The 23381-nt window shown below is 67.9% G+C and carries 36 protein-coding genes; 2 read left to right on the plus strand and 34 right to left on the minus strand.

Annotated features, from left to right (window positions below; all coding sequences use genetic code 11):
* Positions 1 to 185 precede the first annotated feature (185 nt).
* The 33 genes from rpmJ to E4U92_RS27665 form a co-directional block, all read right to left on the minus strand.
* Positions 186 to 299 carry a 50S ribosomal protein L36 gene (rpmJ, locus tag E4U92_RS27500; RefSeq protein ID WP_004984509.1) on the minus strand — a complete coding sequence of 38 codons (114 nt, stop codon included), beginning with the start codon at positions 297 to 299 and terminating at the stop codon, positions 186 to 188.
* 65 nt (positions 300 to 364) lie between these two features.
* On the minus strand, positions 365 to 586 hold the full coding sequence (gene infA, locus E4U92_RS27505; RefSeq protein WP_004927214.1) for a translation initiation factor IF-1: 222 nt from the start codon (positions 584 to 586) through the stop codon (positions 365 to 367).
* Between the two features lie 184 nt (positions 587 to 770).
* A complete protein-coding gene (gene map, locus E4U92_RS27510; RefSeq protein ID WP_137303151.1) occupies positions 771 to 1607 on the minus strand; it encodes a type I methionyl aminopeptidase in 837 nt (278 codons plus the stop codon).
* Between the two features lie 99 nt (positions 1608 to 1706).
* A complete protein-coding gene (locus tag E4U92_RS27515; protein ID WP_137303152.1) occupies positions 1707 to 2369 on the minus strand; it encodes an adenylate kinase in 663 nt (220 codons plus the stop codon).
* Positions 2369 to 3682, minus strand: coding sequence for a preprotein translocase subunit SecY (gene secY / locus E4U92_RS27520; protein WP_137303153.1), 1314 nt, complete (start codon positions 3680 to 3682; stop codon positions 2369 to 2371). The genes E4U92_RS27515 and secY overlap by 1 nt, the downstream gene beginning before the upstream one ends.
* Positions 3683 to 3870: 188 nt before the next feature.
* Positions 3871 to 4326, minus strand: a complete 456-nt coding sequence (gene rplO / locus E4U92_RS27525) for a 50S ribosomal protein L15 (protein ID WP_059127184.1) — start codon at positions 4324 to 4326, stop codon at positions 3871 to 3873.
* Positions 4327 to 4328: 2 nt separating this feature from the next.
* Entirely contained in the window at positions 4329 to 4511 is a 183-nt protein-coding gene (gene rpmD, locus E4U92_RS27530) for a 50S ribosomal protein L30 (RefSeq protein ID WP_009190145.1), read from the minus strand.
* A gap of 2 nt (positions 4512 to 4513) precedes the next feature.
* Positions 4514 to 5119: a 30S ribosomal protein S5 gene (gene rpsE / locus E4U92_RS27535; protein WP_019753099.1), complete on the minus strand. Its 606-nt coding sequence runs from the start codon at positions 5117 to 5119 to the stop codon at positions 4514 to 4516.
* Positions 5120 to 5155: 36 nt separating this feature from the next.
* The gene (rplR, locus tag E4U92_RS27540) at positions 5156 to 5539 is read right to left on the minus strand and encodes a 50S ribosomal protein L18 (protein WP_067240348.1); all 384 of its coding nucleotides are present in this window, start codon (positions 5537 to 5539) and stop codon (positions 5156 to 5158) included.
* 3 nt (positions 5540 to 5542) lie between these two features.
* Positions 5543 to 6082 carry a 50S ribosomal protein L6 gene (rplF, locus tag E4U92_RS27545; RefSeq protein WP_137303154.1) on the minus strand — a complete coding sequence of 180 codons (540 nt, stop codon included), beginning with the start codon at positions 6080 to 6082 and terminating at the stop codon, positions 5543 to 5545.
* A 24-nt stretch (positions 6083 to 6106) separates the two neighbouring features.
* Positions 6107 to 6505, minus strand: coding sequence for a 30S ribosomal protein S8 (gene rpsH, locus E4U92_RS27550; protein WP_014674378.1), 399 nt, complete (start codon positions 6503 to 6505; stop codon positions 6107 to 6109).
* A 237-nt stretch (positions 6506 to 6742) separates the two neighbouring features.
* Complete coding sequence (locus tag E4U92_RS27560; protein ID WP_003956452.1) at positions 6743 to 6928, minus strand: type Z 30S ribosomal protein S14; 186 nt, start codon at positions 6926 to 6928, stop codon at positions 6743 to 6745.
* Positions 6929 to 6933: 5 nt separating this feature from the next.
* Entirely contained in the window at positions 6934 to 7494 is a 561-nt protein-coding gene (rplE, locus tag E4U92_RS27565) for a 50S ribosomal protein L5 (RefSeq protein WP_137303155.1), read from the minus strand.
* A complete protein-coding gene (gene rplX, locus E4U92_RS27570) occupies positions 7494 to 7817 on the minus strand; it encodes a 50S ribosomal protein L24 (RefSeq protein WP_003992365.1) in 324 nt (107 codons plus the stop codon). The genes rplE and rplX overlap by 1 nt, the downstream gene beginning before the upstream one ends.
* A gap of 2 nt (positions 7818 to 7819) precedes the next feature.
* Entirely contained in the window at positions 7820 to 8188 is a 369-nt protein-coding gene (gene rplN, locus E4U92_RS27575; protein ID WP_003998823.1) for a 50S ribosomal protein L14, read from the minus strand.
* Between the two features lie 96 nt (positions 8189 to 8284).
* Entirely contained in the window at positions 8285 to 8569 is a 285-nt protein-coding gene (gene rpsQ / locus E4U92_RS27580; protein ID WP_039656223.1) for a 30S ribosomal protein S17, read from the minus strand.
* Positions 8566 to 8790: a 50S ribosomal protein L29 gene (gene rpmC / locus E4U92_RS27585; protein WP_059079052.1), complete on the minus strand. Its 225-nt coding sequence runs from the start codon at positions 8788 to 8790 to the stop codon at positions 8566 to 8568. The genes rpsQ and rpmC overlap by 4 nt, the downstream gene beginning before the upstream one ends.
* Positions 8790 to 9209, minus strand: a complete 420-nt coding sequence (rplP, locus tag E4U92_RS27590) for a 50S ribosomal protein L16 (protein WP_009190136.1) — start codon at positions 9207 to 9209, stop codon at positions 8790 to 8792. Before rplP ends, rpmC begins: the two co-directional genes overlap by 1 nt.
* 5 nt (positions 9210 to 9214) lie before the next feature.
* Entirely contained in the window at positions 9215 to 10039 is an 825-nt protein-coding gene (rpsC, locus tag E4U92_RS27595) for a 30S ribosomal protein S3 (protein ID WP_067240354.1), read from the minus strand.
* Positions 10039 to 10386, minus strand: a complete 348-nt coding sequence (gene rplV / locus E4U92_RS27600) for a 50S ribosomal protein L22 (protein WP_019329637.1) — start codon at positions 10384 to 10386, stop codon at positions 10039 to 10041. Before rplV ends, rpsC begins: the two co-directional genes overlap by 1 nt.
* A 43-nt stretch (positions 10387 to 10429) precedes the next feature.
* A complete protein-coding gene (gene rpsS, locus E4U92_RS27605; protein ID WP_137303156.1) occupies positions 10430 to 10711 on the minus strand; it encodes a 30S ribosomal protein S19 in 282 nt (93 codons plus the stop codon).
* A gap of 12 nt (positions 10712 to 10723) precedes the next feature.
* Positions 10724 to 11560, minus strand: coding sequence for a 50S ribosomal protein L2 (gene rplB / locus E4U92_RS27610; protein WP_067240357.1), 837 nt, complete (start codon positions 11558 to 11560; stop codon positions 10724 to 10726).
* 40 nt (positions 11561 to 11600) lie between these two features.
* The gene (rplW, locus tag E4U92_RS27615; protein ID WP_137303157.1) at positions 11601 to 12020 is read right to left on the minus strand and encodes a 50S ribosomal protein L23; all 420 of its coding nucleotides are present in this window, start codon (positions 12018 to 12020) and stop codon (positions 11601 to 11603) included.
* Positions 12020 to 12676, minus strand: coding sequence for a 50S ribosomal protein L4 (gene rplD, locus E4U92_RS27620; RefSeq protein WP_137303158.1), 657 nt, complete (start codon positions 12674 to 12676; stop codon positions 12020 to 12022). Before rplD ends, rplW begins: the two co-directional genes overlap by 1 nt.
* A gap of 7 nt (positions 12677 to 12683) precedes the next feature.
* Entirely contained in the window at positions 12684 to 13328 is a 645-nt protein-coding gene (rplC, locus tag E4U92_RS27625) for a 50S ribosomal protein L3 (RefSeq protein WP_020135811.1), read from the minus strand.
* 17 nt (positions 13329 to 13345) lie between these two features.
* The gene (gene rpsJ, locus E4U92_RS27630; RefSeq protein ID WP_003948644.1) at positions 13346 to 13654 is read right to left on the minus strand and encodes a 30S ribosomal protein S10; all 309 of its coding nucleotides are present in this window, start codon (positions 13652 to 13654) and stop codon (positions 13346 to 13348) included.
* Positions 13655 to 14090: 436 nt separating this feature from the next.
* Entirely contained in the window at positions 14091 to 14513 is a 423-nt protein-coding gene (locus tag E4U92_RS27635) for a hypothetical protein (protein ID WP_137303159.1), read from the minus strand.
* A 159-nt stretch (positions 14514 to 14672) separates the two neighbouring features.
* The gene (locus tag E4U92_RS27640; RefSeq protein ID WP_137303160.1) at positions 14673 to 15023 is read right to left on the minus strand and encodes a hypothetical protein; all 351 of its coding nucleotides are present in this window, start codon (positions 15021 to 15023) and stop codon (positions 14673 to 14675) included.
* 229 nt (positions 15024 to 15252) lie between these two features.
* Positions 15253 to 16446, minus strand: a complete 1194-nt coding sequence (gene tuf / locus E4U92_RS27645) for an elongation factor Tu (protein ID WP_067240366.1) — start codon at positions 16444 to 16446, stop codon at positions 15253 to 15255.
* Between the two features lie 153 nt (positions 16447 to 16599).
* On the minus strand, positions 16600 to 18726 hold the full coding sequence (gene fusA, locus E4U92_RS27650; protein ID WP_067240368.1) for an elongation factor G: 2127 nt from the start codon (positions 18724 to 18726) through the stop codon (positions 16600 to 16602).
* A 39-nt stretch (positions 18727 to 18765) separates the two neighbouring features.
* The gene (gene rpsG / locus E4U92_RS27655) at positions 18766 to 19236 is read right to left on the minus strand and encodes a 30S ribosomal protein S7 (protein WP_130441039.1); all 471 of its coding nucleotides are present in this window, start codon (positions 19234 to 19236) and stop codon (positions 18766 to 18768) included.
* Positions 19237 to 19238: 2 nt separating this feature from the next.
* The gene (gene rpsL, locus E4U92_RS27660; protein WP_003948652.1) at positions 19239 to 19610 is read right to left on the minus strand and encodes a 30S ribosomal protein S12; all 372 of its coding nucleotides are present in this window, start codon (positions 19608 to 19610) and stop codon (positions 19239 to 19241) included.
* Positions 19611 to 19861: 251 nt separating this feature from the next.
* On the minus strand, positions 19862 to 20878 hold the full coding sequence (locus E4U92_RS27665) for a glycosyltransferase family 2 protein (protein WP_373311677.1): 1017 nt from the start codon (positions 20876 to 20878) through the stop codon (positions 19862 to 19864).
* Between the two features lie 146 nt (positions 20879 to 21024).
* On the opposite strand from E4U92_RS27665, the gene E4U92_RS27670 reads away from it, so the two are divergent.
* Complete coding sequence (locus tag E4U92_RS27670) at positions 21025 to 22299, plus strand: glycosyltransferase family protein (protein ID WP_137303161.1); 1275 nt, start codon at positions 21025 to 21027, stop codon at positions 22297 to 22299.
* A gap of 30 nt (positions 22300 to 22329) precedes the next feature.
* Here E4U92_RS27670 and E4U92_RS27675 read toward each other — a convergent pair whose 3' ends face one another.
* A complete protein-coding gene (locus E4U92_RS27675; protein WP_137303162.1) occupies positions 22330 to 22809 on the minus strand; it encodes a DUF1707 and DUF4190 domain-containing protein in 480 nt (159 codons plus the stop codon).
* Positions 22810 to 23096: 287 nt separating this feature from the next.
* Between E4U92_RS27675 and E4U92_RS27680 the strand changes: the two genes are divergently transcribed.
* Positions 23097 to 23366 carry a hypothetical protein gene (locus tag E4U92_RS27680; RefSeq protein ID WP_137303163.1) on the plus strand — a complete coding sequence of 90 codons (270 nt, stop codon included), beginning with the start codon at positions 23097 to 23099 and terminating at the stop codon, positions 23364 to 23366.
* The last annotated feature ends 15 nt before the right edge of the window (positions 23367 to 23381 follow it).

Consider the following 23381-nt stretch of genomic DNA (forward strand, 5'->3'; position numbering starts at 1 on the left):
CCTGGTGATCTTCGGAGGTCTTCCACAGAACCGGTTCCCGGCCGCCGTATGAGGTACGGAACGGGTCCCCGGCCTCCGAACCGGGGGTGTCAGGCCCGAGGGACCTGGGTTCTGCGTATGAACAAATTCAGCTCGCGTCGCGCGAAACTCTGCGGCAGAGGTGCAGAGGGTGTGCGATCTTGCGATCAGCCCTGGCGCTGCTTGTGGCGCGGGTTCTCGCAAATGATCATGACCCGGCCGTGACGGCGGATCACCCTGCACTTGTCGCAGATCTTCTTGACGCTCGGCTTGACCTTCATGGGATGTGAGGTTCTCCGGGTCAGTTGCCGGCGGCCCCGCCCGAGGGCGGGACGTGGGGCAAGATCTACTTGTACCGGTAGACGATCCGGCCACGCGTCAGGTCGTACGGAGACAGCTCCACCACGACCCGGTCGTCAGGGAGGATGCGGATGTAGTGCATGCGCATCTTGCCGCTGATGTGTGCCAGGACCTGGTGGCCGTTCTGGAGCTCGACCCTGAACATGGCGTTCGGAAGAGACTCGACGACAGTGCCCTCGATCTCGATGGCACCTTGCTTCTTGGCCACGCTTCGCCCTTCGAATCGACTACCTTGATCGACCCCGTACGCACGCATGCAGACATGCGGGTGCACGAGAGCCGACGAGTCAGTCTACGTCAGCGCACCCGGAAAGACGAATCGGGGAAGTCTGCCCCGCAGGGGAGATCACCATGCGGGGCGTACCGGAGAAGGTTCGGCGCGGGAGGACCGTTCAGCCGAGCGGGTCCGGGGCCGCCGTGACACCCAGCTCGGCCAGCTTGGCGCGGCCGCCGTCGGGGGCCGTGAGCACCAGCGGGCCCTCCTCGGTCAGCGCCACGGAGTGCTCCCAGTGGGAGGACCAGGTGCCGTCGGTGGTGATGACCGTCCAGTCGTCGGACAGCACGCGGGTCTTCGGGGTGCCGAGCGACACCATCGGCTCGATCGCGAGGCAGAAGCCGGGCACCAGCTTGGGGCCCTTGCCGCGGCGCCGGTCGACGTAGTTCAGCAGGTGCGGGTCCATGTGCATCTCGGTGCCGATGCCGTGGCCGCCGTAGTCCTCGATGATCCCGTACCGGCCGCCGCCCGGCTTGGGCTGGCGGCGGATGTAGGTCTCGATGGCCCGGGAGACGTCGACGAGCCGGTTGCCCTGCTTCATGGCCGCGATGCCGGCCCACATGGACTCCTCCGTCACCCGGGAGAGCTCCAGCAGCTCCGGGGCGTGACCGGAGCCCACGAAGGCCGTGTAGGCCGCGTCGCCGTGCCAGCCGTCGACGATCGCGCCGCAGTCGATGGAGATGACGTCGCCGTCCTTCAGGACGACGTCCTCGGACGGGATGCCGTGCACCACCACGTCGTTGACCGAGGTGCAGATGGTCGCCGGGAACCCGCCGTAACCCAGGAAGTTCGACTTGGCGCCGTGCTCGGCGAGCACCTTGCGGGCCACCTCGTCCAGGTCCTTGGTGGAGGCACCCGGGACGGCCGCCTCCCGCGTGGCGGCGTGGATCGCGGCGACGACCAGCCCCGCCGCACGCATCCTGGCGATCTGCTCGGGGCTCTTGATCTGCACCATGGGGGGCCTGCGCTCTCCGTCACTCGCGTCAACCGGTTACCTGCACAACACTACGGCCGTGACACCCGCAGGGGCGTCACGGCCGCAGACGACCGACGACTACCGGTCGTCGCCGTCGCGCTTCAGCGCCGTCAGCGCACGGCCCGTGACCTCTTCCACCGGACCCATGGAGTCGATCGTCACGACCAGGCCCTGGGCCTTGTAGTAGTCGATGATCGGCTCGGTCTGCGTGTGGTAGACCTCCAGCCGCTTGCGGACGGTCTCCTCGGAGTCGTCGTCGCGCTGGTACAGCTCGCCGCCGCACACGTCGCACACGCCCTCGCGGGCCGGCTTCTTGTACGTCACGTGGAAGACGTGCGCGGAGTCGTTGCGGCAGACGCGCCGGCCGGCGATCCGCTTGACGACCTCCTCCTCGGGGGCCTCGAGGTCCAGCACGGCGTCCAGCTTGATCCGCTCGGTCTCCAGCAGTTCGTCCAGCGCCTCGGCCTGGGAGACGTTCCGCGGGAACCCGTCGAGCAGGAAGCCGTTCGCGGCGTCCGGCTGCTCCATGCGGTCCTTGGCCATCGCGATCGTCACCTCGTCGGGGACGAGGTTGCCGGCGTCCATGTAGGACTTCGCGAGCTTGCCGAGTTCCGTCTGCCCGCTGATGTTGGCGCGGAACAGATCACCGGTGGAGATGTGGGGCACACGCAGCTTCTCTGCGAGGCGCGTGGCCTGCGTTCCCTTACCGGCACCCGGCGGCCCGACGAGGACGATACGCATCAGCGGAGGAACCCTTCGTAATTGCGCTGCTGGAGCTGGCTCTCGATCTGCTTCACCGTCTCGAGACCCACACCCACGATGATCAGGATGGAGGTCCCGCCGAACGGGAAGTTCTGGCTTGCCCCGAAGCCAACCAACGCCATCGTCGGTACGAGAGCGATCAGTCCCAGATACAGCGAACCCGGCCAGGTGATCCGGTTGAGCACGTACGACAGGTACTCAGCGGTCGGTCGGCCAGCCCGGATGCCCGGGATGAAGCCACCATACTTCTTCATGTTGTCCGCGACTTCCTCGGGGTTGAAGGAGATCGCCACGTAGAAGAACGCGAAGAACACGATGAGCAAGAAGTACAGAGTGATGTAGATCGGGTGGTCGCCCTTGACCAGGTTCTGTTCGATCCAGCGCTTCCAGCCGGAGTCGTTCTTGGAGAACTGTGCGATCAGGGCGGGGATGTAGAGCAGCGACGAGGCGAAGATGACCGGGATCACACCGGCCTGGTTCACCTTCAGCGGGATGTACGTCGAGGTACCGCCGTAGGACCGGCGCCCGATCATGCGCTTCGCGTACTGCACGGGGATGCGGCGCTGGGCCTGCTCGACGAAGACCACCAGGCCGACCATGACCAGGCCGACCAGGATCACGGTGCCGAACTCGATCCAGCCGCCGGCCAGCGTGCCCTGCTTCTTGATGGCCCACAGCGCGGACGGGAAGGTCGCGGCGATCGAGATGAACATCAGGATCGACATGCCGTTGCCGATGCCGCGGTCGGTGATGAGCTCACCGAGCCACATCACGACGGCCGTGCCCGCGGTCATGCAGATGACCATGGTGATGGTGGTGAAGATCGCGCGGTCCGGGACGATCTGGCTCGCGACCGTGCACCCGGAGAACAGGGCGCCGCTGCGGGCGGTGGCCACCAGGCCGGTGCCCTGCAGGATGGCGAGCGCCACGGTGAGGTACCGGGTGTACTGCGTGATCTTCGCGGTACCGGCCTGGCCCTCCTTCTTGAGCGCTTCCAGGCGCGGGATGACCACGGTCAGCAGCTGGAGGATGATGCTCGCCGTGATGTACGGCATGATGCCCAGCGCGAAGACCGTGATCTGGAGCAGTGCGCCGCCGCTGAACATGTTGACCAGACCGAAGAGGCCCTGGTTGCCGGACGCCTGGTCCACGCACTCCTGGACGTTCTTGTAGTCGACGCCCGGGATCGGGATGTGCGTACCCACCCGGTACACCACGATGATGGCGAGCGTGAAGAGCAGCTTCTTGCGCAGGTCGGGCGTCCTGAACGCCCGGGCGAACGCGGTGAGCACGGTGCCTCCTGCGACCCCCGCGCATCTGCGTCAAGGGTGACGGTCTTGAGGTTCGACGAATACGAATAGAGAACAGCGCAGGCCACCTTACCCGCGACACAGCTCCCTCGGAACGACCAACCGGGGATACCCCTTTTATGGGGTATCCCCGGTCGGGATCGTTCACGTCATCGAGGCGCCTGAGGGGTTCAGACGAGCTCGGTGACAGTACCGCCGGCGGCGGTGATCTTCTCCTTGGCGGAGCCGGAGACGGCGTCGACCGTCACCTGCAGCGCCACGGAGATCTCGCCCTGGCCGAGCACCTTGACCAGCGCGTTCTTGCGAACGGCGCCCTTGGCCACCAGACCCTCGACGGTGACCTCGCCACCCTCGGGGTAGAGCGCGGCCAGCTTGTCGAGGTTCACGACCTGGTACTCGGTCTTGAACGGGTTCTTGAAGCCCTTCAGCTTCGGGAGGCGCATGTGGAGGGGCATCTGGCCACCCTCGAAGCGCTCCGGAACCTGGTAACGGGCCTTCGTGCCCTTGGTACCACGACCGGCCGTCTTACCCTTCGACGCCTCACCACGACCGACACGGGTCTTGGCGGTCTTGGCGCCCGGGGCGGGACGGAGGTTGTGGATCTTGAGCGGGTTCTGCTCCGCCATGATCAGTCGACCTCCTCGACCGTCACGAGGTGGCGGACGGTGTGCACCATGCCGCGGAACTCGGGGCGGTCCTCCTTGACGACCACGTCACCCAGGCGCTTGAGGCCCAGGGAACGCAAGGTGTCACGGTGGTTCTGCTTGCTGCCGATGTAGGACTTCGTCTGCGTGATCTTGAGCTGCGCCATGATTACGCACCCGCCCCGGCACGCGCACGAAGGAGGGCCGCGGGGGCGACGTCCTCGAGGGGCAGACCGCGGCGGGCCGCGATCTCCTCGGGACGCTGCAGGCCCTTGAGGGCCTCCACGGTCGCGTGCACGATGTTGATCGCGTTGTCGGAGCCGAGCGACTTCGACAGCACGTCGTGGATACCGGCGCACTCGAGCACGGCACGCACCGGACCACCGGCGATCACACCGGTACCGGGGGACGCCGGCTTGAGCAGCACGACACCGGCCGCCTTCTCACCCTGGATGGGGTGCGGGATGGTGCCCTGGATGCGGGGGACCTTGAAGAAGTGCTTCTTGGCCTCCTCAACACCCTTGGCGATGGCGGCCGGCACCTCCTTGGCCTTGCCGTATCCGACACCCACGGTGCCGTCACCGTCGCCCACCACGACCAGCGCGGTGAAGCTGAAGCGACGACCACCCTTCACAACCTTGGCGACGCGGTTGATCGCGACGACGCGCTCAACGTACGCGGTCTTCTCGGCGGCAGCAGCGCCGCCGTCACGGCCCTTCCGGTCCCGCCGCTCGCCGCCACCGGCACCGCTTCCGCGGCGCTGGGGTCCAGCCATTGGATTACCTCTCTCTTTCCGCTAGCTACAAGCGGCTCAGAACTTGAGCCCGGCTTCGCGGGCGGCGTCCGCCAGGGCGGCGATGCGCCCGGCGTACTGGTTGCCACCACGGTCGAACACGACGGCCTCGACACCGGCGGCCTTGGCACGCTCGGCGACCAGGGCGCCGACCTGCTTGGCCTGCGCGGACTTGTCGCCCTCGCCACCACGGATCGACGCGTCCAGGGTGGACGCCGACGCCAGGGTGTGGCCCTTCAGGTCGTCGATCACCTGCGCCACGATGTGGCGGTTGGAGCGGGTCACGACCAGACGGGGGCGCTCCGCCGTACCGGCGATCCGCTTGCGGATCCGGATGTGACGGCGCTTGATCGCGGCGCGCTTGTAGGCGTCGCCCTTGAGGATCTTCTGCCCGTATGCCATGGCTTACTTACCCGCCTTTCCGACCTTGCGGCGGATGACTTCGCCCTCGTACTTGACGCCCTTGGCCTTGTACGGGTCGGGCTTGCGCAGCTTGCGGATGTTGGCCGCGACCTCGCCGACCTTCTGCTTGTCGATGCCCTCGACCTGGAAACGGGTCGGGGTGTCGACCTTGAAGGTGATGCCCTCGGGGGCCTCGACCGTGATCGGGTGGCTGTAACCGAGCGCGAACTCGAGGTTCGAGCCCTTGGCGGTCACGCGGTAACCGACACCACTGATTTCGAGCTTCTTCACGTAACCCTGGGTCACGCCGGTGATCATGTTCGCCACCAGCGTGCGGGACAGGCCGTGCAGGGCCTTGCTCTGACGCTCGTCGTTGGGGCGGGTCACCTGCAGGGTGCCGTCTTCGCCCTTGGCGATGTCGATCGGAGCAGCGACGGTGTGGGTCAGCTCGCCCTTGGGGCCCTTGACCTTGACCGTGCGGCCGTCGATGGTGACGTCCACGCCGGCGGGAACCGCGATGGGGAGCTTGCCGATGCGCGACATAGCTGTTTCCTCCGTTCCCTTCCGCTACCAGACGTAGGCGAGGACTTCCCCACCCACGCCCTTCTTGCCGGCCTGCTTGTCGGTGAGGAGCCCGTGCGACGTGGAGATGATGGCCACGCCCAGGCCGCCGAGCACCTTCGGCAGGTTGGTGGACTTCGCGTACACCCGGAGACCGGGCTTGGAGATCCGCTTGATGCCCGCGATGGAGCGCTCACGGTTCGGGCCGAACTTCAGCTCGAGAACGAGGTTCTTGCCGACCTCGGCGTCCTCGACCTTCCAGCCCGTGATGAAGCCCTCCTGCTGGAGGATCTCCGCGATGTGCGACTTGATCTTGGAGTGCGGCATCGACACCGAGTCGTGGTACGCCGAGTTCGCGTTACGCAGACGCGTGAGCATGTCTGCGATCGGATCAGTCATGGTCATGAATTGGCCTTCGGCCTCTCTCGCCGGGGTTTCCTGGTGCGCCATCCCTCTCCCCGATCCGAGACGGGACGGGTGCGGCGCGGTGGACCTACGGCGTAGTAAGCAAACGTTAGCGGGTCGTGCCCGCGGGTGTACGGGCGGCGGCAGACGCCCAACCCCACAAGCCTAAGGCATGCGAGGTGGGCGTCCGACCGCCCGTACTGCTTACCGAGAGCCTTGGAGTCCCTAAGTCGGGGACTACCAGGAGCTCTTGGTCACGCCCGGCAGCTCGCCGCGGTGAGCCATCTCACGAAGGCACACGCGGCAGAGGCCGAACTTGCGGTACACGGAGTGCGGACGGCCGCAGCGCTGGCAGCGGGTGTACGCGCGCACACCGAACTTGGGCTTGCGAGCAGCCTTCGCGATGAGAGCCTTCTTCGCCATCTCGCTCACGCCTCCTTGAACGGGAAGCCGAGGTGACGGAGGAGCGCGCGGCCCTCTTCGTCGTTGGTCGCCGTGGTGACCACGGTGATGTCCATACCCCGGACGCGGTCGATCTTGTCCTGGTCGATCTCGTGGAACATGACCTGCTCCGTGAGACCGAAGGTGTAGTTGCCACGGCCGTCGAACTGCTTGGGGGACAGGCCGCGGAAGTCGCGGATGCGCGGGAGCGCCAGCGACAGGGTGCGGTCCAGGAACTCCCACATGCGGTCGCCACGGAGCGTGACGTGGGCACCGATCGGCTGACCCTCGCGCAGCTTGAACTGCGCGATGGACTTGCGGGCCTTGGTGACGGCCGGCTTCTGACCGGTGATGGTGGTCAGGTCGCGGATCGCGCCCTCGATGAGCTTCGAGTCACGGGCGGCGTCGCCGACACCCATGTTGACCACGATCTTGACGAGGCCCGGAACCTGCATGACGTTCGCGTACTGGAACTGGTCACGCAGCTTCTGGATGATCTCCTCGCGGTACTTCTGCTTCAGACGCGGAGTCACGGTGGTGGTAGCCATCAGATGTCCTCACCCGTCCGCTTGGCAACGCGGATCTTGTTGCCCTCGTCGTCGAAGCGGTAACCGACACGCGTGACGACCTTGTTGCCGTCCTTCTCCACGACCAGCTGGACGTTGGAGACGTGGATCGGGGCCTCGGTCGTGACGATGCCGCCGGCCTGGGAACCGCGAGCGGTCGGACCGGCCTTCGTGTGCTTCTTGACCCGGTTGACACCCTCGACCAGGACGCGGTCCTCGCGGGGGAAGGCCGCGATGACCTTGCCCTGCTTGCCCTTGTCCTTACCGGTGATGACCTGGACCAGGTCGCCCTTCTTGATCTTCATGCTTACAGCACCTCCGGAGCCAGCGAGATGATCTTCATGAACTTCTTCTCGCGCAGCTCACGCCCGACCGGGCCGAAGATGCGGGTGCCGCGAGGGTCGCCGTCGTTCTTCAGAATGACGGCGGCGTTCTCGTCGAAGCGGATGTACGAGCCGTCCGGACGGCGGCGCTCCTTGACGGTGCGAACGATGACCGCCTTGACGACGTCACCCTTCTTCACGTTGCCACCGGGGATCGCGTCCTTGACGGTGGCGACGATGACGTCACCGATGCCCGCGTAGCGGCGACCGGAGCCACCGAGCACACGGATGCAAAGGATTTCCTTCGCCCCCGTGTTGTCGGCGACGCGCAGTCGCGACTCCTGCTGGATCACGTCTATCTCCTGATCGTCTGCCGGTTCCCCGGGGGCCGCTTCTCAACGGCCCCCGGAGCCTGGCGGAACTCTCCTGCGGGGTCTGCCCCGCAGGAATTACTTGGCCTTCTCGAGGATCTCGACGACGCGCCAGCGCTTCGTCGCGGACAGCGGCCGGGTCTCCATCAGGAGGACGCGGTCGCCGACACCCGCGGCGTTCTGCTCGTCGTGCGCCTTGAGCTTGTTCGTACGGCGGATGACCTTGCCGTACAGCGCGTGCTTCACACGGTCCTCGACGGCGACGACGACGGTCTTGTCCATCTTGTCGCTGACGACGAGACCCTCGCGGGTCTTGCGGAAGCCGCGCGCTTCCTTGTTCTCAGTCACGTTGCTCTCGCTCATGCGTTCTCCACCGTTTCGATGCCCAGCTCACGCTCGCGCATCAGGGTGTAGATCCGCGCGATGTCCTTACGGACGGCCTTGAGCCGACCGTGGTTTTCGAGCTGACCCGTGGCCGCCTGGAAGCGGAGGTTGAACAGCTCTTCCTTGGCCTCGCGGAGCTTGTTCAGAAGCTCCTCGTTGCCCAGCTCGCGCAGCTCGGACGCCTTGGTACCGGCCGACATCACGCTTCACCTGCCTCGCGCTTGACGATCCGGCACTTCATCGGCAGCTTGTGGGCCGCACGCGTCAGCGCCTCACGGGCGATCTTCTCGTTGGGGTACGACAGCTCGAACATGACGCGTCCGGGCTTGACGTTGGCGATCCACCACTCCGGAGAACCCTTACCGGAACCCATGCGGGTCTCGGCCGGCTTCTTGGTGAGGGGACGGTCCGGGTAGATGTTGATCCAGACCTTGCCGCCACGCTTGATGTGGCGGGTCATCGCGATACGGGCCGCCTCGATCTGGCGGTTCGTCACGTAGGCCGGGGTCAGCGCCTGGATGCCGTACTCGCCGAACGCAACCTGCGTGCCACCCTTGGACATGCCGTTGCGCTTGGGGTGGTGCTGCTTGCGGTGCTTGACCCTACGGGGGATCAGCATGGTGGTCAGGCCTCCGTTCCGGTGCTCTCAGCCGGAGCGGCGGCGGGCGCGTCGGCCTGGGGGGCCTCGGCAGCCGGAGCCTGCTGCTGCGGCTTGCGACCGCGCCGCTCGCCACCGCGGCCACCACGGGCCGGGCGGTCGGCGCCACCGCGGGCCGGGCGGTTACCCGCACGGGCGGCAGCGTTCTCGGCGCGGACCTCGGCGATGTTCTTCACGTCGCCCTTGTAGATCCAGACCTTCACGCCGATGCGGCCGAAGGTCGTCTTGGCCTCGAAGAAGCCGTAGTCCACGTTCGCGCGGAGCGTGTGCAGGGGCACGCGGCCCTCGCGGTAGAACTCCGAGCGGGACATCTCGGCGCCGCCGAGGCGGCCACCGCACTGGATCTTGATGCCCTTGGCGCCGGCCTTCATGGCGGACTGCATGCTCTTGCGCATGGCCCGACGGAAGGAGACGCGGGAGGAGAGCTGCTCGGCGACGGCCTGGGCCACGAGCTGAGCGTCCGTCTCGGGGTTCTTGACCTCGAGGATGTTCAGCTGGACCTGCTTGCCGGTGAGCTTCTCGAGGTCGCCGCGGATGCGGTCGGCCTCGGCGCCACGGCGGCCGATGACGATGCCCGGACGAGCGGTGTGGATGTCCACCCGCACGCGGTCACGGGTGCGCTCGATCTCGACCTTGGAGATGCCGGCGCGCTCCATGCCGGACGTCATCATCCGACGGATGGCGACGTCTTCCTTGACGTAGTCCTTGTACAGCTTGTCGGCGTACCAGCGCGACTTGAAGTCGGTGGTGATGCCGAGCCGGAACCCGTGCGGGTTTACCTTCTGGCCCATTACCGGGTTCCTTCCTTGCTGCTGACGACCACGGTGATGTGGCTGGTCCGCTTGCGGATCCGGTAGGCGCGGCCCTGGGCACGCGGCCGGAACCGCTTCAGGGTCGGGCCCTCGTCGACGTAGGCCTCGGAGATGTAGAGGCTGTCGGCGTCGGTGTGGTCGTAGTTGTGCGCGGCGTTGGCGATGGCGCTGTCCAGCACCTTGCCCACCGGCACCGAGGCGGCCTGCGGAGCGAATCGCAGGACGGCCTGGGCCTCCGTGGCGTCCATGCCACGGATGAGGTCCACCACGCGGCGGGCCTTCATGGGCGTGACGCGGATGTACCGCGCCTGGGCCCTGGCTTCCATGGTTGTCCCTTCAGTTACTTACGTGTCTGAATGCGATCCGCTGCTAGCGGCGCTTCGACTTCCGGTCTTCCTTGACGTGACCCCGGAAGGTACGCGTCGGCGAGAACTCGCCGAGCTTGTGGCCGACCATCGACTCGGTGACGAACACCGGGATGTGGGTCTTGCCGTTGTGCACCGCGATCGTGTGCCCGAGCATCGCCGGGATGATCATGGAGCGCCGGGACCAGGTCTTGATGACGTTCTTGGTGCCGGCTTCGTTCTGAGCGTCCACCTTCTTGATGAGGTGGTCGTCGACGAAGGGCCCCTTCTTCAAGCTACGAGGCATCTCAACCCGTCCTTAGCGCTTCTTGTTCGTCTTGCGGCGGCGGACGATGTACTTGTTGCTCGCCTTCTTGGGAGAACGAGTACGACCTTCCTTCTGACCCCAGGGGCTGACCGGGTGGCGACCACCGGAGGTCTTGCCCTCACCACCACCGTGGGGGTGGTCAACCGGGTTCATCGCCACACCGCGAACGGTCGGGCGGACGCCCAGCCAGCGCTTGCGGCCGGCCTTGCCCCAGTTGATGTTGCTCTGCTCGGCGTTGCCGACCTCGCCGACCGTGGCGCGGCAGCGCTGGTCGACCAGGCGGATCTCACCGGAGGGCATGCGGAGGTGGGCCATCGAGCCCTCCTTCGCGAGCAGCTGCACGGAGGCACCGGCGGAGCGGGCGAACTTGGCGCCGCCACCCGGACGAAGCTCCACGGAGTGGATCGTCGTACCGACCGGGATGTTGCGCAGCGCCAGGTTGTTGCCGGGCTTGATGTCGGCCGACGGGCCGTTCTCGATCCGGTCGCCCTGGTTGAGGCCCTTGGGGGCCAGGATGTAGCGCTTCTCGCCGTCCGCGTAGTGCAGGAGCGCGATGCGCGCGGTGCGGTTCGGGTCGTACTCGATGTGCGCGACCTTCGCCGGCACGCCGTCCTTGTCGTGACGACGGAAGTCGATCACGCGGTAGGCGCGCTTGTGGCCACCGCCCTGGTGGCGGACGGTCACACGACCGGAATTGTTACGGCCGCCCTTGCTGTGCAGGGGACGGACCAGCGACTTCTCCGGCGTGGACCGCGTGACCTCGACGAAGTCGGCGACGCTGGAGCCACGACGGCCCGGAGTCGTCGGCTTGTACTTGCGGATACCCATTTCTCAGTCCTCGTCCGATATCGAACGATCCGGACCTCCGTCAGGAGGTCGGACCGCCGAAGATGTCGATACGGTCGCCCTCGGCGAGGGTCACGATCGCGCGCTTGGTGGCCGCGCGCTGGCCGAAGCCGGTGCGGGTCCGCTTGCGCTTGCCCTGGCGGTTGATCGTGTTGACCCCGGTGACCTTGACCGAGAAGACCGCCTGGACGGCCTCCTTGATCTGGGTCTTGTTGGCCCGCGGGTCGACGACGAACGTGTACTTGTTGTCGTCGAGCAGCGCGTAGCTCTTCTCGGACACGACCGGCTTCAGCAGGACGTCACGGGGGTCCGTGTACGCCTTGCTCACCGGGGTGACGACGGTGTTCTTGCCCTCGGCGGCGTGGCGGCGCGCCTTCGCGACGCGCGCGGCCTTGGCGGCCTTCGCAGCCTTGGAGGCAATGCTCGGGTGACGCGTAGCCATCAGGCCTCGCTCCCTTCGGTGTCGGTGGCCTTCGGGCCGGCGACGAAGGACTCGAGAGCGGCCTGGGTGAAGACCACGTCGTCCGAGACGATCACGTCGTACGTGTTCAGCTGGCCCGGCTCCAGGATGTGGACCTGGGGCAGGTTGCGGGCGGACAGCCACGCGGCCTCGTCGGCGCGCTCGACGACCAGGAGCAGGTTCTTGCGCTCCGAGATCTTGCCGAACAGGCTCTTCGCGGCCTTGGTGGACGGGGTCTCGCCCTCGATCACGCCGGAGACGACGTGGATGCGGTTCGCGCGGGCCCGGTCGGTGAGGGCGTGCCGCAGGGCGGCGGCCTTCATCTTCTTCGGGGTGCGCTGCGAGTAGTCGCGCGGCACGGGACCGTGCACGACGCCACCACCGGCGAACTGCGGCGCGCGGGTCGAGCCCTGGCGGGCGCGGCCGGTGCCCTTCTGGCGGTACGGCTTCTTGCCGCCACCACGGACCTCGCCACGGGTCTTGGTCTTGTGCGTGCCCTGACGGGCAGCCGCGTTCTGCGCGACGACGACCTGGTGGATCAGCGGGATGCTGACCTTCTCCACGCCGAAGATCTCCGCGGGGAGCTCGACGCTACCGGTCTTCTCGCCGGCAGGCGAAAGGATGTCAACAGTGCTCATCGGTACCTCAGGCCCCCTTGGCCGCGGTGCGGACCAGGACGAGGCCGCCGTTCGGACCGGGAACCGCGCCCTTGATGAGCAGCAGACCCTTCTCCGCGTCAACGGCGTGGACGGTCAGGTTCTGGGTGGTGACGCGCTCGTTGCCCATGCGACCCGCCATGCGGAGGCCCTTGAACACACGGCCCGGGGTGGCACAGCCACCGATGGAACCGGGCGAGCGGTGCTTGCGCTGGGTGCCGTGTCCGGCGCCGAGGCCCTTGAAGTTGTGACGCTTCATGACACCGGCGAAGCCCTTGCCCTTGCTCTTGCCGGTCACGTCGACCTTGATGCCGGCCTCGAACACCTCAGCGGTGATCTCCTGGCCGAGGGTGTACTCGCTGGCGTCAGCGGTACGGATCTCGACGAGGTGGCGGCGGGGAGTGACGTCGGCCTTGGCGAAGTGGCCCTTGAGGGGCTTGTTCACCTTGCGCGGGTCGATCTCGCCGAACGCGATCTGGACGGACTCGTAGCCGTCGACGTCGTTCGTGCGGACCTGGGTGACGACGTTGGGGCCGGCCTTGACGACGGTGACCGGAACAACACGGTTGTTCTCGTCCCACACCTGCGTCATGCCGAGCTTCTCGCCCAGGATGCCCTTGATCTGCTTAGCCATCGTTCAGATCACCGGCCTCAGAGCTTGATCTCGATGTCGACACCGGCCGGCAGGTCGAGTCGCATCAGAGAGTCAACGGTCTTGGGGGTCGGGTCGAGGATGTCGATCAGGCGCTTGTGCGTGCGCATCTCGAAGTGCTCGCGCGAGTCCTTGTACTTGTGCGGCGACTTGATGACGCAGTACACGTTCTTCTCAGTGGGCAGCGGCACCGGGCCCGCGACCGACGCACCGGTACGGGTCACCGTCTCGACGATCTTCTTCGCCGAGGAGTCGATGACCTCGTGGTCGTAGGCCTTGAGCCGGATGCGGATCTTCTGTCCCGCCATGGCTACTCAGTAGTCCTGTCTCTCTTACGCTCCGGAACCCGGTGGTTCCGCCTTCTCCTCCGACCCACGCGGTCGGGCGTGTCGCGCTCCCGCTGACACAGATGTCCCTTGTTCGAACATCCCTGCGGGGAATGCACACGGCCCTACCGGAACCGCAGACCGGGGGCGAAGGCCCACCGGGCGCCTGGCCGGTGCCGCACCACACTTCCCGGAAGATTCCCGTACGTCCGCCCCAGCGCTGCCATGAGGCAGTTAGGGCGACGAGTACTGTGGGACTCGCTTCCGGTCCCCCCGGCGGGAGGCGCACAGCATCAACACTCGACCGAGCAACTCGGACAGTCTGCCACAAGGAACGGGGGCCTGGCCAATCGAGCCGGAGAGAATACCCCGCGAGTGACGTACGTCAAACACAAGGCCGGGCGCACGCCGCCCGGCCTCACGCGTGGCGCACGGCTCCCGGGCGGCTGCCCTCGAAGGCCTCCAGGAAGTCCCGCACGACGTCGCGGGAGAACGGGTCGGTGTCCGGGTCCGCCGGTGTCACCACGCTGACCGCGTAGAGGACCTCCCCGAGCGGCTGACGGTGGGCCCGGTAGAAGACGGCGTAGGCACCCTGTCCCGCGGCGTCCGGGCCGTGGCCGGCGCCCTCCCCCGGCCGGCCCGGGGAGAACGTGACGGCCGACGGGCGGCCGTCCTCCCCGGGCTCCGGCAGGTGCCAGTCCTCGAGGGCGTCCGGCGGCAGCGGCTCCCCGTCCACGTGCAGTCCGGGCCAGCGCTGCTGGGCGCGGCGGACGAAGCGGAACATGGCGTGGAACAGCGACGAGTCCGCGACGAAGTCCGTCGCGTAGCCGGTCGGCAACATCTGTCCTCCGTGCCGTGGATGCCGTCGTGCGGTGCGGTGGAGCGGCCCCGGCCGCCGCCGGGCACCGTCAGCCTAGGGACCCTGCCGCTCCCCCGGGGGCCGCACCAGCGATTCCGCCCCATCCGCACGCTCCTCGGCGCGCCGGGTTGACGCGACGGCTCAGGAACTCCCCCAGGAGCGCCGGCCGGCGCCCCCGCGTCCCTGGCCCGCCGACCGCGTCCCGGAGGGCGTACGGGGCCGGCGCCGGGCGACGGGGCCCCGTCCCGTGCGGCGGCCGACGGCCAGGCTCACCACGCCCGCGCCCAGCCCGATCAGGCCGAGCCGCACGCACCACTGCCCGGCCAGCCCGTGCCCGCACAGCGGCTCCAGGGCGAGCAGGGCCGTGCCCAGCGGGAAGCTGGCCACGACGACGGCCAGCACCAGCGGGAACGGCGGCTCCGTGGTCAGGGTGAGCAGGGAGCCGGCCAGCACGACGACGACGGCGACGACGACAAGCACGGCGGTGTCCATGCCTCCACCCTTGCGGCCGCGGACGCGTCCGGCGTCCGCCGGGAGCACGAACGGCGCCTTGGCCCCTGGACGGACCCGGTGTCCCCCCTGAGGACTACACGGCCCCGCCCGGGACCGCGCCGGCATCGCGCCGGGGCATGCGAAAGGGCCCGTACGAACGAGTCGTACGGGCCCCCTCAGGTGCTCGCGGATGGAGCTACCGGGTCAACAGACCCCAAGCAAGCGGAACTTACTTGACGATCTTGATGACCTGGCCGGCGCCGACGGTCCGGCCACCCTCACGGATGGCGAACTTCAGGCCCTCCTCCATGGCGACGGGCTGGATCAGCTCGACGCGCATCTCGGTGTTGTCGCCCGGCATGACCATCTCGGTGCCCTCGGGGAGGTGCACGACGCCGGTCACGTCCGTGGTACGGAAGTAGAACTGCGGGCGGTAGTTGTTGAAGAACGGGGTGTGACGGCCACCCTCGTCCTTCGACAGGATGTAGGCCTGGGCCTCGAACTCGGTGTGCGGGGTGACCGAGCCCGGCTTGATGATGACCTGGCCGCGCTCGACGTCCTCGCGCTTGATGCCGCGGAGCAGCAGACCGACGTTCTCACCGGCCTGGCCCTCGTCGAGCAGCTTGCGGAACATCTCGATGCCGGTGACCGTGGTGGTGGTCTTCTCGGTCTTGATGCCGATGATGTCGACGGTCTCGTTGACCTTGAGGACACCACGCTCGATACGGCCGGTGACGACCGTACCGCGACCGGTGATCGTGAAGACGTCCTCGATCGGCATCAGGAACGGCTTGTCGACGTCACGCTCGGGCTCCGGGATGGACTCGTCGACGGCCTTCATCAGGTCGAGGACGGACTGCGTCCACTGGGCGTCGCCCTCCAGCGCCTTCAGCGCGGAGACGCGGACGACCGGCAGGTCGTCGCCCGGGAACTCGTACTCGGACAGGAGCTCACGGACCTCGAGCTCGACGAGCTCCATGATCTCCTCGTCGTCCACCATGTCGGCCTTGTTCAGGGCGACGACGATGTACGGAACGCCGACCTGGCGGGCCAGGAGCACGTGCTCCTTGGTCTGCGGCATCGGGCCGTCGGTGGCGGCGACCACGAGGATGGCGCCGTCCATCTGCGCCGCACCCGTGATCATGTTCTTGATGTAGTCCGCGTGACCGGGGCAGTCGACGTGGGCGTAGTGACGGGTCTCCGTCTGGTACTCGACGTGCGCGATGGAGATGGTGATACCGCGCTGACGCTCCTCGGGCGCCTTGTCGATGTTGTCGAACGCGGTGGCCTCGTTCAGGTCCGGGTACGCGTCGTGCAGCACCTTGGTAATGGCGGCCGTGAGGGTCGTCTTACCGTGGTCGATGTGACCGATGGTGCCGATGTTGACGTGCGGCTTAGTCCGCTCGAACTTCGCCTTCGCCACTGGGGTCCTCCTGGGAGTGGTTCTGGTACGCCTTACTTCATCGGCGCCAGGTGATCTTTGCTGTTAAGTCCCGGGCCCCGGGGCAAACACCTTTTTCGGGCGTTTGCCCCGCGAGGCTCCGGGGTCAAGCCTAAGGCGTCGGAACGCGGTGCGTTACTCGCCCTTGGCCTTCGCGATGATCTCCTCGGCGACGTTCCGGGGAACCTCGGCGTAGGAGTCGAACTGCATGGAGTAGCTGGCGCGGCCGGACGTCTTGCTGCGCAGGTCGCCGACGTAACCGAACATCTCCGAGAGGGGCACGAGACCCTTCACGACGCGGGCACCGGCCCGCTCCTCCATGGCCTGGATCTGGCCACGGCGGGAGTTGATGTCGCCGATGACGTCACCCATGTAGTCCTCGGGCGTGGTGACCTCGACGGCCATCATCGGCTCGAGCAGCACGGGGCTGGCCTTGCGCGCGGCCTCCTTGAAGGCCTGCGAGCCGGCGATCTTGAACGCGAGCTCGGAGGAGTCCACCTCGTGGTAGGCACCGTCGAGCAGCGTGACGCGCACGCCGGTCATCTCGTAGCCCGCGAGGATGCCGAACTGCATGGCCTCCTGGGCGCCGGCGTCCACCGAAGGGATGTACTCCTTCGGGATGCGACCACCGGTCACCTTGTTCACGAACTCGTACGAGGTGTCGCCGCTCTCGATCGGCTCGACCGCGATGATGACCCGACCGAACTGACCGGTACCACCGGTCTGCTTCTTGTGGGTGTACTCGACCTTCTCCACAGCCTTGCGGATGGTCTCGCGGTACGCGACCTGCGGCTTGCCGACGTTGGCCTCGACCTTGAACTCACGGCGCATGCGGTCGACCAGCACCTCGAGGTGCAGCTCGCCCATACCGCCGATGATGGTCTGGCCGGTCTCCTCGTTCGTGGAGACCTGGAAGGACGGGTCCTCCTCGGCCAGGCGCTGGATCGCGACGCCCAGCTTCTCCTGGTCGCCCTTCGACTTGGGCTCGATGGCGACCTGGATCACCGGCGCCGGGAAGTCCATGGACTCCAGGATCACCGGGGACTTCTCGTCGGACAGCGTCTCACCGGTGGTGGTCTGCTTCAGGCCCATGACGGCGACGATGTCGCCGGCGCCCACCGACTCGATCTCCTCACGCTTGTTGGCGTGCATGCGGTAGATCTTGCCGATGCGCTCCTTGCGGCCCTTGACGGAGTTCAGCACCGAGGTGCCGGACTGCAGGCGGCCGGAGTACACGCGGACGAAGGTGAGCTTGCCCAGGTGCGGGTCGCTCATGATCTTGAACGCCAGCGCGGAGAGCGGCTCGTCGTCCGAGGGCTTGCGCTTGATGACCGTCTCCGGGTCCTTGACGTCGTGGCCCTCGATGGCCTCGATGTCGACCGGGGACGGCAGGTAGCGCACGACCGCGTCGAGCAGGGGCTGGACGCCCTTGTTCTTGAACGCGGTGCCGCAGAACACCGGGGTCACCGTGGTGCCGGTGCCCTTGCCGGACGCGATGGTGATACGACGGACCGCGGCGTACAGCTGCTCCTCGGTGGGCTCCTCGCCCTCCAGGTACAGCTCCATGATCTCTTCGTCGTTCTCGGCGACGGCCTCGACCAGCTTGGCGCGCCATTCCTCGGCGGCCTCGGTGTGCGTGGCCGGGATGTCGACGATGTCGTACATCTCGCCCTTGGTCGCCTCGGCGGACCAGACCAGGGCCTTCATCTTCACCAGGTCGACGACACCCTTGAAGTCCGCCTCGGCGCCGATCGGCAGCTGCATGACGAGCGGCTGGGCGCCCAGGCGGTCGGTGATCATGTCGACGCAGCGGTGGAACTCGGCACCGGTGCGGTCCAGCTTGTTGACGAAGCAGATGCGCGGAACGCCGTAGCGGTCCGCCTGGCGCCACACCGTCTCGGACTGGGGCTCTACGCCGGCGACGCCGTCGAACACCGTGACAGCACCGTCGAGCACGCGCAGGGAGCGCTCCACCTCGACGGTGAAGTCCACGTGGCCCGGCGTGTCGATGATGTTGATGGTGTGGTCGACGTCTTCCAGCGACCAGTGACAGGTGGTGGCAGCAGAGGTGATCGTGATGCCACGCTCCTGCTCCTGCTCCATCCAGTCCATGGTGGCGGCGCCGTCGTGGACCTCACCGATCTTGTAGGACACACCGGTGTAGAACAGGATCCGCTCGGTGGTGGTCGTCTTGCCCGCGTCGATGTGGGCCATGATGCCGATGTTGCGCACCTTGGCCAGGTCAAGCGAAGTGGTAGCCATAAGGCTTCAGTCTTCTCTCGGTCTCGATGTGGGTTGCGACTACCAGCGGTAGTGCGCGAAGGCCTTGTTGGACTCGGCCATCTTGTGCGTGTCCTCGCGCTTCTTCACAGCGGCGCCCAGGCCGTTGCTGGCGTCGAGGAGCTCGTTCAGCAGACGCTCGGTCATGGTCTTCTCGCGACGGGCGCGGGAGTAACCGACGAGCCAGCGCAGCGCCAGGGTGTTGGCACGACCGGGCTTGACCTCGATCGGGACCTGGTAGGTGGCGCCACCGACACGGCGGGACTTGACCTCGATGGTCGGCTTGATGTTCTCGAGAGCGCGCTTGAGCGTGATGACCGGGTCGTTGCCGGTCTTGTCGCGCAGGCCCTCCATGGCGCCGTAGACGATGCGCTCGGCGGTGGAGCGCTTGCCGTTCAGCAGCACCTTGTTGATGAGGGAGGTCACCAGAGGAGAACCGTAGACCGGGTCGATGATGACCGGGCGCTTCGGGGCGGGGCCCTTACGAGGCATTCTTACTTCTCCTTCTTGGCGCCGTAACGGCTGCGAGCCTGCTTGCGGTTCTTGACACCCTGGGTGTCGAGCGAGCCGCGGATGATCTTGTAGCGAACACCCGGCAGGTCCTTCACACGGCCGCCGCGCACGAGCACGATGGAGTGCTCCTGCAGGTTGTGTCCCTCACCCGGAATGTAAGCGGTGACCTCGATCCCGCTGGTCAGACGCACACGCGCGACCTTACGCAGGGCCGAGTTCGGCTTCTTCGGGGTGGTCGTGAACACACGCGTGCAGACGCCCCGACGCTGAGGAGAACCCTCGAGTGCGGGCGTCTTGTTCTTCTCGACCTTGTCCTGCCGGCCCTTGCGGACCAGCTGCTGGATCGTAGGCACTACTTCTCCGGTTTCTGTGTGCCGATGGGTACAGCTAACCTGGAACGTCGCCGACCCACGCGGTCGGGTGTGTCGAATCCCGCGGACCCCCGCCACCGGGGTGGAGGAAAGCGCGGATTACGGTGGCCGCTCAGGGACCCCGTGTGCGGTTCGCAGGCACGCACAAGGGCCAGGGCACACCCCAGGCACAAGGTCTGAGCGTACCCAGCGCACGTACTCCGGTCAAAACAGAAACCGGAGAGCCCGTCTCCTTACCACAGGGAACGCCGGCGCGCGACCGGGGATTCCTCGGCCGAGTCGTGGCTCACGTAGTACGAGGGCCGGTTCTGCACCGCCGTGTAGATGCGGGCCACGTACTCGCCGAGCAGCCCCACGCAGATGAGCTGTACGGCACCGATGAACAGCACCCCGGTGAACAGGGACGTCCACCCCGGGACCGTGCGGCCGAGGGCGTACGCCCCCAACGTGTACCCCATCAGACCGAGGCACACCAGGAACGCGCAGCCACCGAGCCAGGTGGCCAGCCGCAGCGGCGCCGCCGAGAAGCTCGTCACACTGTCCACCGCGAGCCGGATCATCCGCCCCAGGGGATACTTGCTGCGCCCGGCCGTGCGCGCGGCCCGCTCGTAGGTGACCCGCCCGCTGGGGAACCCCAGCCAGGGCACCAGCAGCCGGTAGACCCGCTGCTGGTCCGGCAGCTCCTTCAGCGCGTCCACCGCGGCCCGGCTCAGCAGCCGGAAGTCGCCCGCCTGCGCGGGCACGGACGGCCCCGCGAGCCGGCGCACGAGCCGGTAGTACCCGGCCGCCGTCCACCGCTTGAAGCCGGTGTCGCTGGCCCGGTCGGCGCGGATGCCGTAGACGATGTCCAGGCCCTCCTCCCGGGCCAGCCGCAGCATCTCGGGGATCTTCTCGGGCGGGTCCTGGAGGTCGGCGTCCAGGCTGACCACGTACTCCCCCACCGCCCGGTCGAGCCCGGCGGTCAGCGCGGCCTGGTGGCCGCAGTTGCGGCGCAGACCTATGACCCGCAGCTCGGGCCAGCCCAGCCGGAAGGCCGCGAGCAGGGCGGCGGTGCGGTCGGTGCTGCCGTCGTCCACGGCGACGAGCTCGTACGGCACGCCGAGGGCGTCGAGGACCGGGCGCAGCCTGCCGACGAGGGCGGGCAGCGCTTCCTCCTCGTCGTACATCGGTATGACGACGGACAGCACGGTCGTCGCGGTCCTCGCACCGGATTCCGCCAATCCCCCGGGTTCGCCGGACTCCTCGGACACCCGCCCCTCCCCCCTTCGTGGCGCACGTGCGACTCTGTGGCCGCACGCACACGACTCTGTTGTGATCTTATGACTGGCACGTTCAGGACCATCCGGACAGCGGGACGCCCCCGGGCCCGGTGGTCGACCGAGGGGGGACCGCGGGGATGAGCACCGCTTCCAGGGACACGGCGGAGGACTCCGCCCGCCCCGGCGAACGGGCCGGACGGCCCCGCACGGGCCGCCTGTCGCTGCCGCCCGCCGCCCGACCCTACGTGCCCCCGCTCGTCCTGTACGGCGTCACCAAGCTCGTCGGCCTCACCATCTTCGCGTGTCTGCTGGAGTACGCCGGGGACTACCGGAAAAAGGAGCCGCGGTTCGGCGGCGGCGCCCACTGGTGGGACGTGCTGCAGACCTGGGACGGCTGGTGGTACCTCCAGGTCGCCGAGAAGGGCTACGACCCGCGGCCCCTGCAGCCGCTCGCGCCGGGCGGGCTGTTCACGGTCCAGCAGAACTCGGTCGCCTTCTTCCCGCTGTACCCCGGCCTGATCCGGGGCGTCTCCGAGGTCACCGGCCTCGGCCTGTACGGCTCCGCGATCCTGGTGTCGGTGCTGGCGTCCTTCGTGGCGGCCGCCGGCATCTACGCGGTGGTCGCGGCCCTGGCCGGTACGCGCGCGGGGACGATCGCCGCCGGACTGTGGGCGGTGGCCCCCGGCGCCGGCGTCGAGTGGGCGGTGTACTCGGAGTCGCTGTTCGTCGCGATCGCCGCCTGGGCCTGCTGGTGCGTGATGACGAAGCGCTGGCTGGCGGCGGGCCTGCTGGCCTTCTTCGCGGGCCTGAACCGGCCCACCTCGGCCGCCCTCATCGGCGCCGTGGGTCTCGCCGCCCTCGTCACGCTGCTGCGGCCGGACAGTCGGCGCGAACAGGGCGTTCTCGGGCCGGTGTACGCGATGGTGGCGGCACCGCTCGGGCTGCTGACCTACATCGCCTGGGTCGGGCTGAGCATGGGCGACCTGACGGCGTACTTCACGCTCCAGCGCGAGGGGTGGGCGCACTACTTCGACGGGGGCGCGTACACCCTGGACGTGCTGCGCAACGTCGCCGTCGGGCACAACGACTACCTGTTCGCGTTCTCCGTCCCGGACCTGCTCGGCGTGCAGCTGGTGATCGCGCTGCCGTTCCTGATCGCGCTGATGCTGCGCAGGAAGCCGCCGCTGGTGCTGGTGGCGTACACCCTGGCGAGCGTCCTGACGGTGCTCGGCACCCAGCAGATGTTCGGGAACACCGGCCGCTACCTGCTGCCCGCCTTCCCGCTGCTGCTGGCGCCCGCGGCCGCCCTGGGCCGGCTGAGGTGGCCGACGCTGACGGTGTTCTTCACGACGGCGGCGGTGGCGTCGGGCTGGTACGCGCACTACGTGATCTTCGAGCTGGGGATCCCGTAGGGGGCGGGTGGCGTCCGCTCGCGCACCGCGTCAGGTGCCGGAGGCCGTCGCCAGGGTGAGGATCACCACCACCACCGCCCAGCCCGCGACCGACAGCCAGCCCAGGATCAGGCCGGCCAGCGCGAACCCGTCACCGCCCTCGCCGGTGCGGCGGATCTCCGCGCGGGCGGTGTGCCCGAGGATCACCGCCGGGAGGCCGGTCAGGCCCATGGTCATCGTGGTGAGGATGCCGCACACCATGGCGCCGACCGCCTTGCCGTTGGTCGGCGGGGCGGGCGCGGGCAGGAAGGTGCGCGGCACGGGGGCGGTGTAAGGCTGCGGGAGGGCCGGCTGGGCGGCCACGGGGCCCTGGGGCAGGTCGGCGACCAGCAGGGACAGCTCGCCGACCGTGCGGGCCTCGTAGGCCCGGGCCACCCGCTTCTCGAACTCGGGCTGCTGCAGGCGCCCCTCGCTGAACCCGGCTCTGAGCACGTCGACGGCGCGCTCGCGGTCGGCGTGGGAGGCGAGCATGGCCCCACTGCTCTGCCCCTGCCACGGCTGCCATGGCGACGGATACGACACGGACCCACCTCCCCCGGTGGCTGACTGCCTCCATCATGACCCAACGCGGCACGGGCGGGCGCGGTTCCCTCCGGGCGAGCCACCGGCAGTCGCCGTGACGCTGTGTCACAAATCGACTTCGGCAAACACGGAGCGACACCACCGGAATGCTCGTACACTAGTTCGAACCAGTGCCGCGCCGGTCCCGCGCCGGCGCACCACCGAGGGGACGGCATCACCGTGGAACGGAGAGACCCATGACCGATCCGCCGCACCTCCCGCCCGACCCGACCGCCGTCGCCGTCGAGCTGGAGCGGCTGCGCGGCACCGTCGAGGCCGGCTTCGCCCGGATCGACGGCTCGCTCGCGCTGCTGGTCCAGCGCAGCGACCAGACCGACAGACAGCTCGCCGACCACGAGCAGCGCCTGGAGGCCCTGGAGCGCTCCCGCTGGCCGCTCGCCAGCGTCGGCACGCTGGCCGCCGTCGCCACGGTCGTCGTCACGGCCTGGCAGCTCGCCGGCCGCTGAGCGCCCGCCGACCGG

The organism is Streptomyces galbus (assembly GCF_005280195.1).
GTDB classification, from domain to species: domain Bacteria; phylum Actinomycetota; class Actinomycetes; order Streptomycetales; family Streptomycetaceae; genus Streptomyces; species Streptomyces galbus.

Excerpts from the sequence above, each read along its gene's own strand:
- map (WP_137303151.1), bottom strand. The coding sequence starts at position 1,607 with ATGGTGCAGATCAAGAGCCCCGAGCAGATCGCCAGGATGCGTGCGGCG.
- fusA (WP_067240368.1), bottom strand. The coding sequence starts at position 18,726 with ATGGCTACCACTTCGCTTGACCTGGCCAAGGTGCGCAACATCGGCATC.
- E4U92_RS27640 (WP_137303160.1), bottom strand. The coding sequence starts at position 15,023 with ATGGACACCGCCGTGCTTGTCGTCGTCGCCGTCGTCGTCGTGCTGGCC.
- rplE (WP_137303155.1), bottom strand. The coding sequence starts at position 7,494 with ATGGCTACCACCACCGTGACTCCGCGTCTGAAGCAGAAGTACCGCGAG.
- rplP (WP_009190136.1), bottom strand. The coding sequence starts at position 9,209 with ATGCTGATCCCCCGTAGGGTCAAGCACCGCAAGCAGCACCACCCCAAG.
- rpsJ (WP_003948644.1), bottom strand. The coding sequence starts at position 13,654 with ATGGCGGGACAGAAGATCCGCATCCGGCTCAAGGCCTACGACCACGAG.
- rpsH (WP_014674378.1), bottom strand. The coding sequence starts at position 6,505 with ATGACCATGACTGATCCGATCGCAGACATGCTCACGCGTCTGCGTAAC.
- rplV (WP_019329637.1), bottom strand. The coding sequence starts at position 10,386 with ATGGAAGCCAGGGCCCAGGCGCGGTACATCCGCGTCACGCCCATGAAG.
- rpmD (WP_009190145.1), bottom strand. The coding sequence starts at position 4,511 with ATGGCGCAGCTCAAGATCACGCAGACGAAGTCCTACATCGGCAGCAAG.
- rplR (WP_067240348.1), bottom strand. The coding sequence starts at position 5,539 with ATGGCATACGGGCAGAAGATCCTCAAGGGCGACGCCTACAAGCGCGCC.
- rplW (WP_137303157.1), bottom strand. The coding sequence starts at position 12,020 with ATGGCTACGCGTCACCCGAGCATTGCCTCCAAGGCTGCGAAGGCCGCC.
- E4U92_RS27670 (WP_137303161.1), top strand. The coding sequence starts at position 21,025 with ATGAGCACCGCTTCCAGGGACACGGCGGAGGACTCCGCCCGCCCCGGC.
- E4U92_RS27680 (WP_137303163.1), top strand. The coding sequence starts at position 23,097 with ATGACCGATCCGCCGCACCTCCCGCCCGACCCGACCGCCGTCGCCGTC.
- rpmC (WP_059079052.1), bottom strand. The coding sequence starts at position 8,790 with ATGTCGGCCGGTACCAAGGCGTCCGAGCTGCGCGAGCTGGGCAACGAG.
- rpsQ (WP_039656223.1), bottom strand. The coding sequence starts at position 8,569 with ATGAGCGAGAGCAACGTGACTGAGAACAAGGAAGCGCGCGGCTTCCGC.
- rpsC (WP_067240354.1), bottom strand. The coding sequence starts at position 10,039 with ATGGGCCAGAAGGTAAACCCGCACGGGTTCCGGCTCGGCATCACCACC.
- E4U92_RS27560 (WP_003956452.1), bottom strand. The coding sequence starts at position 6,928 with ATGGCGAAGAAGGCTCTCATCGCGAAGGCTGCTCGCAAGCCCAAGTTC.
- rplC (WP_020135811.1), bottom strand. The coding sequence starts at position 13,328 with ATGGCTAAGCAGATCAAGGGCATCCTGGGCGAGAAGCTCGGCATGACG.
- rplB (WP_067240357.1), bottom strand. The coding sequence starts at position 11,560 with ATGGGTATCCGCAAGTACAAGCCGACGACTCCGGGCCGTCGTGGCTCC.
- rpsE (WP_019753099.1), bottom strand. The coding sequence starts at position 5,119 with ATGGCTGGACCCCAGCGCCGCGGAAGCGGTGCCGGTGGCGGCGAGCGG.
- rpsG (WP_130441039.1), bottom strand. The coding sequence starts at position 19,236 with ATGCCTCGTAAGGGCCCCGCCCCGAAGCGCCCGGTCATCATCGACCCG.
- rplD (WP_137303158.1), bottom strand. The coding sequence starts at position 12,676 with ATGAGCACTGTTGACATCCTTTCGCCTGCCGGCGAGAAGACCGGTAGC.
- rplX (WP_003992365.1), bottom strand. The coding sequence starts at position 7,817 with ATGAAGATCAAGAAGGGCGACCTGGTCCAGGTCATCACCGGTAAGGAC.
- E4U92_RS27675 (WP_137303162.1), bottom strand. The coding sequence starts at position 22,809 with ATGCTCGCCTCCCACGCCGACCGCGAGCGCGCCGTCGACGTGCTCAGA.
- rpmJ (WP_004984509.1), bottom strand. The coding sequence starts at position 299 with ATGAAGGTCAAGCCGAGCGTCAAGAAGATCTGCGACAAGTGCAGGGTG.
- E4U92_RS27515 (WP_137303152.1), bottom strand. The coding sequence starts at position 2,369 with ATGCGTATCGTCCTCGTCGGGCCGCCGGGTGCCGGTAAGGGAACGCAG.
- rpsS (WP_137303156.1), bottom strand. The coding sequence starts at position 10,711 with ATGCCTCGTAGCTTGAAGAAGGGGCCCTTCGTCGACGACCACCTCATC.
- rplF (WP_137303154.1), bottom strand. The coding sequence starts at position 6,082 with ATGTCGCGCATCGGCAAGCTCCCCATCGCGGTTCCCGCCGGCGTGGAC.
- E4U92_RS27635 (WP_137303159.1), bottom strand. The coding sequence starts at position 14,513 with ATGTTGCCGACCGGCTACGCGACGGACTTCGTCGCGGACTCGTCGCTG.
- rplO (WP_059127184.1), bottom strand. The coding sequence starts at position 4,326 with ATGGCGGAGCAGAACCCGCTCAAGATCCACAACCTCCGTCCCGCCCCG.